This is a genomic window from Tellurirhabdus rosea (assembly GCF_026278345.1).
Lineage (GTDB): Bacteria > Bacteroidota > Bacteroidia > Cytophagales > Spirosomataceae > Tellurirhabdus > Tellurirhabdus rosea.
The window spans coordinates 4,211,774-4,224,586 of record NZ_CP111085.1 but is presented as its reverse complement, the minus strand read 5'-3'; the positions used below and the strand labels follow the sequence as shown (position 1 = coordinate 4,224,586).

Here is a 12,813-nt window from a genome sequence, read left to right as displayed (position 1 = left end):
GTACCTTTAAGCACTCTCCCTCCCCATGAGACATAAACCATCTCATCACCATTATCAAATGCTTAAGAAGATTACTTTGCCGGTGCCCAGGCACCTGAAGAAGTTTCTGGAAGGAGAGTATGGCGTAACGCCCAAGGGCGTGATCCATGTCGAGAAGTGGAGCGAAGTCGGCCGGCTGATTCACCTGGCCAGCCGGGTAGTTCCCTTCCCCATCAAGGCCGAGAAACCCTCGGGAACGACCGTGACCATTTCGTACTACTGCCGGGAGAAAGCCTACGACGTGCCGCCCGAGAAACTGAAGGAACTGGTGCTGCAGCTGGAAGAAATCTTCCGGCGCTCGCTGATCTTCGAAGTGAGAAAAGTGCACGAGCTGACGGGCCAGCAGTACGGTCGCTTTGTGACCGACTTTTTGGACCGGTACGGAATCGTGGCCGATGAAGACATCGAATGGCAGACGGTGCGCAAGGTTTACCGGGATTATCTGGACCGGATCAATAAACAAAACCAAAAAATTTATGCGTAGAAAGTCCACTTCTGGACAAGAAAGTCCACTTTTTACGCAGAAAGTCCACTTATAGCCAAGAAAGTCCACCCTTCTATCCACCCAAAAACCGCGTAAAACCCTGATTTTACGCGGTTTTTATTTTGCCCTAATTACCGGACAGGCCTGAAATCTCGTCCTTTTGACGGCCCATCATACGGGATACTTTTGGGCATGACGGAACAGGTAATTGGCAGAACGGGCAGGCCAGCGGCCGGGTGGGTAGCCGAACTCTGGCTGATCGACATCGAGCACGTGCTCGACGTGCCTACGGCCGAAGACGCGCTGGTGGGCGACGACGGCTTTCCCCTATCGCTGGATGCCCAGGCGACCAAAATCAATTTTGCTTTCCGGACGTGCTCCTACCAGGAGACGTCGGCCGACGCGGCCGATGGTACCATTTTCTCCCTGGGCATTGAGGCTGTAGTCTCCGGCCAGGACGGGGATCTGCTCGACTGGGCAACGGCCAATCTGCGCCGGCGCTGGCTGGCCGTCTGGCGCGACTCCAACAACTGGGGCTATGCGGCCGGAGATGCCGGTAACGGCTTGCGGCTTTCGCTGGAGCGCAATGTGGGCGGGCAAAACTTCTGCCGCCTCAAACTGAGTGGCCGCTCGTGGCACACAGCCTGGCGCCTGGCCGATGGCGATCTGGATACGCTTCTTCCATACACACAGATAGTTTACGATTCCCTGACTGACACAATATGATCAGCACCACCTCAAGCCCGGTAACGCCGTACGCGGTGATAGAGCGTTTCCGGCAGGACGTTTGCCAGGTAGGCATACGGTTTTTCGATAACAACACCAACACGCCGGCGAACCTGGCAGGCAAGCAGATCCGCTTCCAGCTGCTGGACAACGAGACGCCGGTCGTTGATGTGGCCATGCAGGCAGATCCGCAGATTGCCAACCGGCTCACCACGGAGCTGTCGGCCGAAACCAAGCAGCTCCTGCGCAAAAGCCGGTACGCCTTCCGGATTTTCAACGTAACGGCCAACCTGACGGAAGTGGAAGGCGTGTTTGCCTGGATCAAAGCGCGCCCAAGCCGGGTGGCAGGGCCGCAGGTGCCGCCCGATCTGGCGGTGGTTTACCAGTCGAGCACCGGTCTTTCGGATGTGATGCTGGTTTTGCAGGGTCTGCAAGGCTTTAAGGGCTGGTCAGCTCTGTTGGCCAACGTACAGGACGGTGAGCGCGTAGTGCAGCAGATCGTTGGCTGGACCGGTGGTACCGGGGTCGCGCCGTCAACCGGCTCCTACCTGGGCAGCAACGGTCTGGTGACCGACATTGCCCAGGCACGCAACATTCGCGGCCGGGGATTCTGGCCGCGCGGAGCCTGGGCGGCCACCACGGCCTATGCCATCGACGACATTGTCACTTTCCAGGGCAGTACTTACCGGCGAATTTCGGCGGGAAACTCGGGTGCTACCTTCGACTCAGCCAACTGGGAGCTCTGGTCCCGAGGCCTGAACCTGCGCGGAGCCTGGCAGGCAAACACCGTTTATGCGGACAACGACCTGGTCACTTTTGCAGGCAGTACCTACCGGCGGCTAACGGCCGGAACTAGTGGCTCTACCTTCGCTCCCGCGCAATGGGAGCTTTGGGCCCAGGGTGTTAACTTCCGCGGAGCCTGGGCGGCCACGACGGCTTACGCGGTCAACGATATTGTGACACTTCAGGGCAGCACGTACCGTTGCATTACGGCCCATACTTCGGGCGCTTCCATCACGCTGGCCAACTTTGAACAGTGGGCACGTGGATTTAATCCCCGCGGAGCCTGGGCCGCGGCGACTGCGTATGCGGTTGACGACATTGTGACGCTGGCGGGTAGTACTTACCGCTGCATTACGGCCCATACTTCCGGATCAAGCATAGCCCTGGCCAACTTTGAGCAGTGGGGCCGCGGCTTCAATCCCAGAGGTGCCTGGGCGGCCACCACGGCCTACGCGGTGGATGATTTGATTACCTACTCCGGCAGCACCTATCGCTGCGCAACGGCTCACACCTCGGGCGCTACCTTCTCGGGCACAAACTGGATCCTGTGGGCGGCCGGGCTGAACTACCGCGGTAACTGGCAGCCTTCCACTTATTACGAGGCCGGCGACCTGATCGTCGCCCGAAATACGTTGTACCGGGCCAACGCCACCCATACCTCCGGTACCGGGTCGTTCACTACGGCCAACTGGACGGTAGTGGCTGCTGGACTGAACAACCGGGGAGCCTGGGCGGCCACCACGGCCTACGAAGTAAACGATTTCTTCACGCAGGCAGGAACCACCTACCTGGTCACTGCCGCATTCACTTCGGGCGCGGCGTTTTCGGTGGCCAACACGATTGTGTTGGCGCAGGGAGCCAATATCTCCGACGATGCGACGCTGGGAGGCAACGCGCCCAGCAACACAAACGGCATTTCGCAGCGGGTGGCGAAGGTGATCCGGGATGCCATGCCCAATATGCACCGGGTTCGCGTGATTGAAAACACGATGGCCTGGAGTGAAGACTTCACCAACGCCGTCTGGAGCCGCACGCGGGCATCCATTACCACAGGGGCCGGTCTTTCTCCTGATGGGCGCAACAACGCCAGCAAGCTGGTCGAAGATACCTCCAACAATACCCACCAGCTGGCCCGCGCAGTTGGTCCGGTAGTCGTGGCCGGGTTGGTGTACACTGGTTCAATCTACCTGAAAGCTGCCGAGCGGACCTTTGCCCAGGTCATTCTGCAGAATGCTACCCAGTGGGGTGGGTCCAATCCGTCGATTTACATCAACCTGACGACCGGCGAAGTTGGTGGCATCGGCTCATCGGTACTCCGCTATACCGTTACCGATGTGGGCAACGGCTGGTGGCGCGTGAGCCTGACGGCCAGTTGTACCACCAGTGGCAACTCCGGTGTTGGGGTCAACCTCTCCACAGGCGTATTTACCAACTCCTTTGCCGGGGATGGAACATCCGGTATTCTGGTATGGGGCGGGCAGTTTTCGCAGTCCGAAGGGCCAATTGAGTACGTACGCACCGAAACCTTCCTCATCAGCCGCTCGCCGGTTACGGTGCCGGATTTCCGGCCGCTGGCCTCGCTGGCGGGTGCCGAAAACCTGCTGCGTTATAGCGGTGATCTGTCGTTTGACGTGTGGACGAAGGTGCAGATGACCGTGAGCCTGAACAACACGGCCCAGCCGAGCGGGTACAATCAGGCGTACAAGGTAGTACCCACCACCAGCAACGTTGATCACCTGGTGCGACAGGAGTTTGAGTACACAGCCGGGCAGCAATACGCCTTTACGGTGGTGGCCCGGGCGGCCGAATGGTCGGTCATCAAAGTGTGCTTCAACAATACGGTCATGGGCGTTTCTTCGTTTGCCAACGTGGACCTGACCGACGGTTCCTTTGTCAGTAACGGACTCGATGCGGTGATTGTCAGTTCCCTGGGTGGCGGCTGGTGGCGCATTACGATTGTGGACACGGCTCTGTATTCGGTCAATGATCAGTTCGGGGCCTTCTTCCGGGTAGGACCTGCCCCCGCCGCTTCCTTCAGCAACACCTTTGCCGGGGATGGAACATCCGGTATTCTGGTAGCGGCCATGCAGATGAACGTGGGCCGCTATCCAACGCCGTATGTCCGTTCATTCAACTCGCCGGTCTACTCGCAACGAACGGTTGAGCTTGGCCTGAAGCAGGATATCGCCCGGGTCAATGTGCTGGAAAACTGGTTCACCAACTCCGAAACCGCTACGGCGGGCGGGCGGACAGGCCTCTCAAACCAGCAAATCGCCGGTATTGTGCTGCCCGATGGCAACACCGGACAGGCCTGGAAACTCACTGAAGATACCTCAACCGGAACGCATGGCGGATCGGACATTTTTGCCCCTAACGTCGTCGGGCCGGTTAACAGCCAGATAACGATTTCGGCGTATCTGCGCGCTGCGGGCAGAAACCGGGTGCGCTTTGGTACGTCCAACAACAGTCTGTGGGCCAACGGCAACATGATTATTGATGTCGATCTGCAAACCGGACAGATAATCGGCGTGTCCGCCTTTTTAGCTCATTATTCCATCACGGACGTGGGCAACGGCTGGTTCCGGCTGAGTGTCACCAACGTGACGGCCTCCAGCAACGGCTCGAACTTGAGGCCGGGCATTCAGATCGGGCTGATGGACGCCAGCGGGGCAACCAGCTACGCGGGCGATGGTACGTCAGGCGTCTACGTTTGGGGTGGGCAGATATCACAAACGTACGGGCCTATTCCTTACGTCAGAACCGGTGCCAACTCGATCACCAAGACGGTTTTTGAGGTCAAAAACGACCCGGCATTTGCCAGTCCTTCGGCGGTTCTTCCCGTATCGGAACAGGCCGTGGCAACCGCCCTGGCGGGAAAGCGAAATGCCGTCAACGGGGTATCGACCGTTACAACGGCCTTCCAACTTGCCACCACAGACGTTGGAAACACCATTCTGGTAAACAGCGCTTCCAACGTTGTCTGCACCATCCCAACCCATGCGGTCGCGGCCATCGGCATTGGCGGCATGATCCGGCTGATTCAGCAGGGCACGGGCCTGATTACCTTCGCCACGACCGGCATCACGGTACTGTCTACGCTTTCGCCGGTACAAAGCAATGGGGCGGGATCGGTGATGGTGCTGGAAAAGCTGGCCAACAATACCTGGGTTATTTCACGGATTTAACAATTAAGTACCATGCTGCAAGACATCGAAATGCCTGCCCATAGTGCCCTGCCGGACGTCAAACGTCGGCTGTTGGTGAACAAACACAAACGGACGGTGGATATGGAAAACCGGACCGTCACGCTTGATCTTGCGGTGCTGCACTACCGAACGGTGCAGCGATCGGAGCCAGCTCCTGAAGTAGACGGTAAGCCCATGCCACCCATTACGGTGAATGACGAAGTGCCGCTGTCGTACATCGGCAAGGGAAACGGTTTGCGTCGCTTCCGGCTGGTGGCGACGGACCGGACGCTGGTTGATGCCCGGACGGGCCTCAATGCCACTCCAGACGGCACCAACGACCCGTACCTGATGCCGGAGTTTTCGTACCTGCTGTCGGCTCTGTCCAGCGGCGTGACCGAAGCACAGCTCGTTCAGAGCATCTGCCAGCGCAATGTGCAGCGCAATAACTTCGACACGGACGTATACGAGATTCTGGAGTAATGGTAGTCATCACCCGCTCATCCAGGCGCTACCGGCTGCCCATTGCCTGCGATTCGACGCTGTCCAAAACGGACCAGGTCGTACTCCAGGACGATGTGCAGGTGGAGCTCTTCGACGGCCGTACGCTGTTAATTCCGAAAGGATTTATCTCGGACTTCCACTCGACGCCCAGGGCGATGTGGTCACTGGTGCCGGCCTACCACAACCGCACGAACCTGGCGGCTCTGGTGCACGACTACCTGTACATGCACTTTGATGAGCTGAATCCGGATCTGGTTAAGGACAATCCCAGAAAGTACGCCGACCAGGCTTACCTGATGCTGATGCAGCAGTTCAACCCGCTGCAGCCGGCAAAGAACCTGCTCTACTACGCCGGTGTCCGGGCGGGCGGATGGTACAACTGGCGCAAGTTCCGGCGGGCGGCTGCCCTTCATTAACCTGTCCTTTATTGGGCGAAAGAGTCCTGTCATTTTCGTATCGCTACAATGCATCACGAAGATGACAGGACTTAATTTTTCAGGCGTATGGGCAATTGATGAAACAGCGGAAGGCCTGCTGCGCGACGCAATGATTCGCGGTGCCTTCCAGCCGAGCCTGACCGGCATCAGTCAGCAGGCGCAGGCACAGTCCGGCATTGGGCCCATGGCGGCCGACAGAGTCGCCCAGGCGTATATGGACTACCTATCCATGGGTGCCAACAGAAATGTGGCGATGATCCCCATCTACGGCGTTATGAGCCGAAACTCCACGTACGATAACCTTTTCTCCAACGAATTCCTGATCCGGATGATCCGGGCGGTCATCGAGGACGAAAGCAAGGTGGGTGCCATCGTGGATGTAAAGTCGGGCGGTGGCTCGGTGGACTCGGCAGACGAGCTGGCAGACGCAATTGCCGAACTTCGCCAGGCTAAACCGGTCGTTGCCCAGGTAACTTTCGGTGCTTCAGCTGCGCTCTGGGCCTACTCGCAGTCGACCGAGATTCAAGTTTCGGGCGGACCCCTCGCCCGGGTGGGCTCCATCGGCACCATCTACATGCACGTCAACCAGGCTAAAGCGCTGGAGCAGGCCGGCCTGAACGTAAAGATTTTCCGTTCTGCAGGCAGCAAAGACAAAGCATCGCTCAACGATATCGAGCCGCTGACGCCTGAGCAGGAAGCCGCCATTCAGGCTGATCTCAATGCCGCCAACAAGCTTTTCAAATCGTACGTCCGCCGCGGCCGGGGGAATAAAATCGCCTCGGACGAAGTCTTCACCGGCAAGATGTACAACGCCCAGAACGCCATCCGTCTGGGTCTGGCCGACCGGGTCGGTACCATCGACAGTGCTTACAAACGAGTAATTCAACTTTCCAAATCCAAATGAGCAAACCAACTACCAGCGGAAGCGTACTGGCCAAGCTGTTTCCGGCATTTTTCGGTGTGTTTTCGGCGAACGCATCGACGGAAGAATTCAACAAAGCCGAAGCCGAAGCGGCTGCTCTCGAGAAGAAACTGGCTGCTACTGGAAACACTCAGACCACAGCCGAAACGACCGAGCCGCCGACCGCCGAAGCCCTCCAGGCGCAGGTAACCAAGCTCCAGGCTGACCTGGCCGCCGAGAAGAAAATCGGTGCCGAAGTGCCGGGCCTTAAAGACCAGGTCACCAAGCTGAAAGCCGACCTGGCCGCGGCCGAAAAAGACCGCGACACCTACAAAGCGCACTACGACAAGCAGAAGGGGAACGGAAAAGTGCTGCCGACTCAGGACGCCAGCACGGCCAACCAGGATCCGTCGATGACAGATTACAACGCGCATGCCCTCGAAGTATTCAAAAAGGCTCACTAAGCCGCTTTGAGGGGGTTAACTACAGGATTTTAGACAGACAGCCAACTTAATTTTTCACGAAAATGCCCGCAGAAAAGGCTTTTGATTTTACCAATTTGGCCACCGACCTTCAGCGCACCGTTGAAGAAATGGGCGGTGGCATGGTCATCGTCAACGCGATGATGGACGGAGTGGCCGCGCTCCGCAATGACTTCACGGTCCGCACGATCCGCGATCAGGGCGCGCTGCTTTCGGTGAAGTTCCTGGACGCCTGGAAAGCTGCCTCCGACTCGTTCGAGGGACGGAAGATTATGGAGGTGAAATCGCGCAAGGCGAGTTTCACCGAGGCCGATATCGACATCGAAATCAAGCTGTCGGATATCAAGGATTACTATAACAGCTACCTGGGATGGCTGCGGGCTCCTAACACAACCCTGAAACAAGCGACCGAAACGCCGTTCGAGCTGTTCATGATTCAGGAGGTGATCAAGAACCACTTCGCCTTCATTCGCACCAAAACAGCCTGGAAAGGGGTCTACAACACCACCAACATCGGGGCGGAAAACATCACGGACGGGTTCAACGTCAAAACAACGGCCGGCCGCGGCGTGGGTGGCGATATTTCGACCGGCCACGTGTTTACGGCTGCCACGACCATCGACGCCACCAACGCATACGCCCAGGTCAACGGCGTGGCTGATCTGGTGAAGTCGGCCCGGCCGGAGCTGCTGAACATGCCGATGAACTGCTACCTCTCGCAGAGTCTTTACGACTTCTATCGCCAGAACCGCCGGACGCTGTTCCCGCAGTGGGTAGGTCCTGCCGAGAAGCCCACGGAACTCGACGATTACTCCAACGTCACGCTCGTGGTCGATCCGGGTCTGGCCGGCAAGCAAACCATCGCCGTCACGCCGAAGGAAAACCTGCAGTTTATCGGGAACGAGGCTCCGGGCGAATACTCACTCAACATCGTGCGCCAGGTGAAGAGCTGGCAGATGTCCATCCGGGTGTCGCTGGGCTTTGATTACGCTTCGCCGGATCTGCTGTTTATCAACAACAAAATCTAGGTTCAATTCGCAGGCTCCCCCTCGCCCCAGGGGAGCCTGTAAAAACCACAACGGGCTTCTGGTTTACTCAGTTTTTCAACTCATTTTCTTACATCGCAATGAAGAGTTTGCTTCAAATCTTTGCCGCATTTTCCCTCATTCTCATGGGCGCTCTGGTGGCTAGTGCCACCAACAATCCGGTTGCCGGCATGGCGGCCATGTCGGCCGTCGCGGCTGGAATTACCTATTCCACCGATTTCGAGCTTTTCCCCAGCGTCCCGGGCCTGCACGCGCTGGCGCTGCTTGGGCTGAAGCGCCGGCACAACAAGCCCAGCATCGGCGGTAACAAGCGGATCTACCTGGTACTGACGGAAGACCTCTCGGCCGAATTCTTAAACTTTGATCTGGCACTTACGACGGGTAAATTCTCGGGAGCTATTCCACTGGTGACGGGCAAGAAGTTCGTGGAGATCGAGGCCTGGTACGATACCACGAAATGGGACGGCGAAATGAAACCGGGCGGTGGATTTACGCAGGGTCTGGAATTTGAAGCGCTGGGCTACGATGCCGATATCGTTCGCCTGCAGGCACTGCTCTACGAAACGCCGGTGAACGTGATCGTTCAGGGTAACGACGACAACCTGTACTACCTGGGCCAGAAGTACATTCCCCTCATGTTCGAGTGCGTGGGCACCTCGGGCGTGAAAGGCACCGACCGGAAAAAAGTCACGTTCCGGGCTAAGCAGGACGGTCTGACGGTGCCGGTGTTCCCGCTCGACGCGGATGTGACCTTCGCCATTACGCCGCTCGCGGCCTAAAAATTACCTCAAGCCCTGTCAGCCCAACGGTTGGCAGGGCCTCCCCAACTTAGTTTTTAATCAGTCTAACCTTATTTCATATCATACGATATGGCACTGACCAAATACAAAATCACCGACAAAGAAGCGGCCGCCAAGGAACACGTTTTCGTGAAAGGCAACACCAAGTTCATTACTGAGGAATCGCTGACCGACGCCGAAGCCGAAATCCTGCACAACAACGGCTGCCCGTTCATTGAGCCGGTTGCCGCAAAAGCCACCAGGGAGGCATCGGCTCCAAAAGCCGCTTAAGCGTGCCAAAAACCTCAGAAAGCGTATCAAAAAAGTCGATAAACGTTATTAATCATTCATAAAATGGATTTGATCAGATTAGAAGGCGACCTGCAGCTCGCCGAAATGCGATACAATGCCGATAAGTCCGATTCGAACAAGGAGCGGCTCGACGTCGCCAAAGCGGCCTACGAAAAAGCAGCTGGAGAACAGGAGTCGGCTACGAAGGCTCCGGAAACGCCGGCTACACCAGGCGGTACTACGACCGCAACTGGATCCGGTCGCGGCCAGGCTGGTCGTGGCAGAGCGGCGACGGCAGCTCCGGCAACTCCAGCGGCTCCGGCGAGTGACGAAGGTGCTGGTGCGGCAGAAGACGCTTCAAAAAAAAACACAGCAGTATCGTAACTGCGGGGGCCGGCCATCCGGTAACTGCTTCTGTCCAGGAAGTAAAAGAGCAGCTCATGCTGCAGGCGAATCGTCTGCACCGTGAAGCTGCTCTTTTGTCTAACAGCCTGCACACCTATCCGGATGAAGAGACCGAAGCGGTAAAGCCGGTGGTCGATCAGATACTGGCCAAACGGGAAGAATGGAAAGAAGTTCGCCGGCAGATTGACTACATCGACGAGTTCGGCAAGCTGCCCGAGCCGAAGCCCGAAAAGCCGACCACGGCCGCCACGGATCTGACGGAAGGCGAAATTAAGGCTGAGCTCCAGCTGACGATGGTGAAGATCTCCCAGAACAAAAAGAAGCTCCGCGATCGTCCGGATCACGCCAAGGCTCCAGAATGGGAAAGCGAAATTGCTCGCCTGGAGGCTATCAAACGCGAATACAACGAACAGTTAATCCGACTCAAGTATGCGTAAGTATAACAAGTACATCGAAAAGGTGCAGGAAGAGATGAGCGTCTTCCAGAAGCACATGCTGGATGGAACAGAGCTCACTCCTACCCAGCAGGCAACCTTTGAGAAGATGAACATCGCCCGGGGCTGGCTAAAAGATGGCTATGCCGATACGGACGTAATCCAGCTCCTGAAAAACGACCCGTCGACCAAGCTCCAGGACCGCCGCGCGCGCGAAGTGCTGGCCATGACTTACCAGGTGTTTGCCGAGCTGCGGCAGAGCCGTGACAAGCACGGCATCAAGATGCTCTACGCCGAAATGTTCCGCGAAGCCGCCCAGCAGGCGCTCGAGGCCGGGGATTATATGTCATTTTCGGCGCTTTTGGACAAGGCGGCCAAAATCGACGGCGCTTACGATAAGGAGGCCGAAGCCGACATCGAGCAGAAGAAAAAGCCCACGAAAGTGACCTTCAAGAAGGTCGTCAACGTCACCAACAACTACGGGGCCCAGAAAGAGGAGCCGCGGCAAATCGAGGATATCAGCCATGAGTCAGCAGAATAGCGAAGAGCTCGAAATTTCCTTAAATCCCAAACAGCACGACTTTCTTTCCCACATTTCGGAAATGCAGAGTGGAGTCGTAAAGGGCGTCGGCATGATCGGCGGGCGCGGATCCGGAAAGTCAGTGACGCTGTCGGATCTGACCATGATGATGGTCCAGGAGCTGCCGAAAGCCAAAATCCAGATGGCCTGCGGGGAAGTCTCCAAAGCCAAGCGCTCGCTGACGCCGCAGTTGAAGGCCGGCTGGGATCGCTGGGGTTACAGCGAGTACAACTGGAAAACCGGTGCCGGCGAATACGTGCTCTGGCGGGAACCGCCCGACACCTTCGACCGGCCTTACCAGGCACCGGATGACTGGGAAAACTGCATTTCCTTCCCCAATGGCTTGGTCTTCGAATACGTGGGTTACCGGCAAAATGCCGATGCCAACCGCGGTCCCAACTACGACGGGCTGGTAATCGACGAAGCCGCTTTCTTTAAGGAAGAATGGCTCAAAATTGCGGTGGCCACCGTCCGGGCAAATCCGCGAAAATTCGATAGTCCCTTCCATTGGCTATTTGCCTTTTTCTCGTCGCCTCCCTGGCGGCCCGAAGGTCAGTGGGTCTATAAATACCAGGAGCTGGCCAGGCAAGAGCCTAAAAAATACTACTTTATGGAAGTCTGGACCCGAGATAACCAGATGTTTCTGCCGCCGGATTATATCGACAACATGAAGAAGAGTCTCCAGAAAATCGTCTATGAGGTGGAAGTGGAAGGCCGCCGGATCACCAGGCTTCCCAAGAGTTTCTACCCCAGCTTTGACTGGGAGAAGCATTGCGACATTGACGATGTGTTTCCTTATTATAAGCCGGACGAGCCGGTGGAGATATCCGTCGACTTCAATGCCCACTTCACTTGCTGCTCTATTTGGCAGCCCGATTACCAGATGCTGAAGCAGGTAAAAGACTGTTTTGTGAAGGAGGCGGAAGAAGGGCTTACCATGGCAAAAAGCCTGGCTAAAAAAGTGGTGGCTGATCTGGCTGACCATGAGCACAAGGTGGCTTATGTAACCGGTGACCGCAACGGTAACAGCAAACATGCGGGTGCTTCTGAGACCATGTTTGAACAGTTCGCTGAAATACTGGAGGCCGCTGGGTGGGAGGTTATTCTGGATCCACTTGATTACAACCCAGACCACCAGGATAAGTATGTGCTGGTTAACGATGTGTACGAGGAAACCAAGGAGGACGAGTACACAGTACGGCATGACCCGGTCGAGTGTAAGGACACCATCGTGTCGATACAGAACAGCCCGATCACGCATGACTATAAGAAGGATAAGCGAAGTGAGAAGAGCGACAGCATAGACCAGGAGCGTGCCACTCACTTAAGTGATACAGTGGACTACTATATAATCTGGAAGAAGCAGCAGGGCTATTCGTCCGGTGGCAGCATACAGATCGACTTCATTTAACTTAAGCGAGCTCAAAAAAAGAGGGACCCGGCGAGAAATCGTCCGGGTCCCTGCTTTATTCAGCAGTTCGGAAAATACCCAATTCTTAATTAAGCATCCGCTAAAGGGCGGGCATCCCACAGGGAAACGCGAGGTTTTTATGAATTTGGCACCTCCATAAGTAGCTGATTAACAGTCTTCTAATAAGTTTTAAGCCAAACAAAAGAGTGCAACTTTTTCATTGCCCAAAATAAGGCCCTTTAAGTGAGTATTTATTGAGCTCCCTCTTCTTAAAGAACTTATCAAACATGATACATTTGCCAAGCCAGTATATAAATTCAAGAGTA

At 56.5% G+C, this 12,813-nt stretch carries 14 protein-coding genes; all 14 read left to right on the top strand.

Annotated elements, in window-relative coordinates; translation table 11 throughout:
• Positions 1 to 58: 58 nt before the first annotated feature.
• Entirely contained in the window at positions 59 to 523 is a 465-nt protein-coding gene (locus tag ORG26_RS17880; RefSeq protein ID WP_266364170.1) for a hypothetical protein, read from the top strand.
• Between the two features lie 192 nt (positions 524 to 715).
• Positions 716 to 1,249 carry a hypothetical protein gene (locus ORG26_RS17875; RefSeq protein WP_266364168.1) on the top strand — a complete coding sequence of 178 codons (534 nt, stop codon included), beginning with the start codon at positions 716 to 718 and terminating at the stop codon, positions 1,247 to 1,249.
• Positions 1,246 to 5,217: a phage head spike fiber domain-containing protein gene (locus ORG26_RS17870; RefSeq protein WP_266364166.1), complete on the top strand. Its 3,972-nt coding sequence runs from the start codon at positions 1,246 to 1,248 to the stop codon at positions 5,215 to 5,217. The genes ORG26_RS17875 and ORG26_RS17870 overlap by 4 nt, the downstream gene beginning before the upstream one ends.
• Positions 5,218 to 5,229: 12 nt before the next feature.
• Entirely contained in the window at positions 5,230 to 5,700 is a 471-nt protein-coding gene (locus ORG26_RS17865; RefSeq protein ID WP_266364164.1) for a hypothetical protein, read from the top strand.
• Positions 5,700 to 6,137 (top strand): DUF1353 domain-containing protein, encoded by a 438-nt coding sequence (locus tag ORG26_RS17860; protein ID WP_266364162.1) that lies wholly within the window; start codon positions 5,700 to 5,702, stop codon positions 6,135 to 6,137. The genes ORG26_RS17865 and ORG26_RS17860 overlap by 1 nt, the downstream gene beginning before the upstream one ends.
• A gap of 61 nt (positions 6,138 to 6,198) precedes the next feature.
• Complete coding sequence (locus tag ORG26_RS17855) at positions 6,199 to 7,062, top strand: S49 family peptidase (protein WP_266364160.1); 864 nt, start codon at positions 6,199 to 6,201, stop codon at positions 7,060 to 7,062.
• The gene (locus ORG26_RS17850; protein WP_266364158.1) at positions 7,059 to 7,523 is read left to right on the top strand and encodes a hypothetical protein; all 465 of its coding nucleotides are present in this window, start codon (positions 7,059 to 7,061) and stop codon (positions 7,521 to 7,523) included. Before ORG26_RS17855 ends, ORG26_RS17850 begins: the two co-directional genes overlap by 4 nt.
• A gap of 62 nt (positions 7,524 to 7,585) precedes the next feature.
• Positions 7,586 to 8,569 (top strand): hypothetical protein, encoded by a 984-nt coding sequence (locus ORG26_RS17845; RefSeq protein WP_266364157.1) that lies wholly within the window; start codon positions 7,586 to 7,588, stop codon positions 8,567 to 8,569.
• Positions 8,570 to 8,667: 98 nt separating this feature from the next.
• Entirely contained in the window at positions 8,668 to 9,366 is a 699-nt protein-coding gene (locus ORG26_RS17840) for a hypothetical protein (protein WP_266364155.1), read from the top strand.
• Between the two features lie 90 nt (positions 9,367 to 9,456).
• On the top strand, positions 9,457 to 9,657 hold the full coding sequence (locus ORG26_RS17835) for a hypothetical protein (protein ID WP_266364153.1): 201 nt from the start codon (positions 9,457 to 9,459) through the stop codon (positions 9,655 to 9,657).
• Positions 9,658 to 9,720: 63 nt separating this feature from the next.
• Positions 9,721 to 10,041, top strand: a complete 321-nt coding sequence (locus ORG26_RS17830) for a hypothetical protein (RefSeq protein ID WP_266364151.1) — start codon at positions 9,721 to 9,723, stop codon at positions 10,039 to 10,041.
• A 56-nt stretch (positions 10,042 to 10,097) separates the two neighbouring features.
• Positions 10,098 to 10,499, top strand: a complete 402-nt coding sequence (locus ORG26_RS17825) for a hypothetical protein (RefSeq protein ID WP_266364149.1) — start codon at positions 10,098 to 10,100, stop codon at positions 10,497 to 10,499.
• Positions 10,492 to 11,037 (top strand): hypothetical protein, encoded by a 546-nt coding sequence (locus tag ORG26_RS17820; RefSeq protein ID WP_266364147.1) that lies wholly within the window; start codon positions 10,492 to 10,494, stop codon positions 11,035 to 11,037. The genes ORG26_RS17825 and ORG26_RS17820 overlap by 8 nt, the downstream gene beginning before the upstream one ends.
• Complete coding sequence (locus ORG26_RS17815; protein WP_266364145.1) at positions 11,021 to 12,487, top strand: terminase large subunit domain-containing protein; 1,467 nt, start codon at positions 11,021 to 11,023, stop codon at positions 12,485 to 12,487. The genes ORG26_RS17820 and ORG26_RS17815 overlap by 17 nt, the downstream gene beginning before the upstream one ends.
• The last annotated feature ends 326 nt before the right edge of the window (positions 12,488 to 12,813 follow it).

Coding starts and splice junctions, on each gene's coding strand:
- ORG26_RS17825 (WP_266364149.1), top strand. CDS start 10,098: ATGCTGCAGGCGAATCGTCTGCACCGTGAAGCTGCTCTTTTGTCTAAC.
- ORG26_RS17855 (WP_266364160.1), top strand. CDS start 6,199: ATGACAGGACTTAATTTTTCAGGCGTATGGGCAATTGATGAAACAGCG.
- ORG26_RS17875 (WP_266364168.1), top strand. CDS start 716: ATGACGGAACAGGTAATTGGCAGAACGGGCAGGCCAGCGGCCGGGTGG.
- ORG26_RS17845 (WP_266364157.1), top strand. CDS start 7,586: ATGCCCGCAGAAAAGGCTTTTGATTTTACCAATTTGGCCACCGACCTT.
- ORG26_RS17860 (WP_266364162.1), top strand. CDS start 5,700: ATGGTAGTCATCACCCGCTCATCCAGGCGCTACCGGCTGCCCATTGCC.
- ORG26_RS17820 (WP_266364147.1), top strand. CDS start 10,492: ATGCGTAAGTATAACAAGTACATCGAAAAGGTGCAGGAAGAGATGAGC.
- ORG26_RS17870 (WP_266364166.1), top strand. CDS start 1,246: ATGATCAGCACCACCTCAAGCCCGGTAACGCCGTACGCGGTGATAGAG.
- ORG26_RS17830 (WP_266364151.1), top strand. CDS start 9,721: ATGGATTTGATCAGATTAGAAGGCGACCTGCAGCTCGCCGAAATGCGA.
- ORG26_RS17835 (WP_266364153.1), top strand. CDS start 9,457: ATGGCACTGACCAAATACAAAATCACCGACAAAGAAGCGGCCGCCAAG.
- ORG26_RS17840 (WP_266364155.1), top strand. CDS start 8,668: ATGAAGAGTTTGCTTCAAATCTTTGCCGCATTTTCCCTCATTCTCATG.
- ORG26_RS17880 (WP_266364170.1), top strand. CDS start 59: ATGCTTAAGAAGATTACTTTGCCGGTGCCCAGGCACCTGAAGAAGTTT.
- ORG26_RS17850 (WP_266364158.1), top strand. CDS start 7,059: ATGAGCAAACCAACTACCAGCGGAAGCGTACTGGCCAAGCTGTTTCCG.
- ORG26_RS17865 (WP_266364164.1), top strand. CDS start 5,230: ATGCTGCAAGACATCGAAATGCCTGCCCATAGTGCCCTGCCGGACGTC.
- ORG26_RS17815 (WP_266364145.1), top strand. CDS start 11,021: ATGAGTCAGCAGAATAGCGAAGAGCTCGAAATTTCCTTAAATCCCAAA.